Genomic DNA, 447 nt, shown 5'->3' on the forward strand with positions numbered 1-447 from the left:
CAGCGAGCCAGCCCAATCAGAAATGGGTGACGGACATCACGCATCTCCATTACGGTCTTGGGAACAAGGCTTATTTGAGTGTGATCAAAGACCTGTACGACGGGTCTGTCGTGGCCTATAAAATCGGTCACTTCAACAACAACGCCTTGGTGATGGATACGCTGAAGGCAGCCATCGAAGCGAATCCAGACGCGACCCCCCTGCTCCATAGCGACCGTGGATCACAGTATACATCGAAGGAATACCGCTACATCACGACACAGGCAGGGATTACACGAAGTATGTCCCGTGTCGGGAAGTGTATCGACAACGCACCGATAGAAAGCTTCTTCAGTCACTTCAAATGTGAGAGATATGAATTGAAACAGTACAAGAACTATGAAGAATTAGTCAACGACATCGATCAATATATGCGATTTTACAACGAGGAACGTTATCAAGAGAAAT

The 447-nt window shown here is 47.2% G+C and carries 1 protein-coding gene; it reads left to right on the top strand.

Features of this window, described 5'->3' with window-relative positions:
- Positions 1–447: IS3 family transposase (locus tag E2491_RS12420; protein WP_134375977.1), on the top strand; the 447-nt coding region annotated here is incomplete at both ends.

The sequence above is a fragment of the Jeotgalibacillus sp. R-1-5s-1 genome (assembly GCF_004405105.1).
Lineage (GTDB): Bacteria > Bacillota > Bacilli > Bacillales > Jeotgalibacillaceae > Jeotgalibacillus.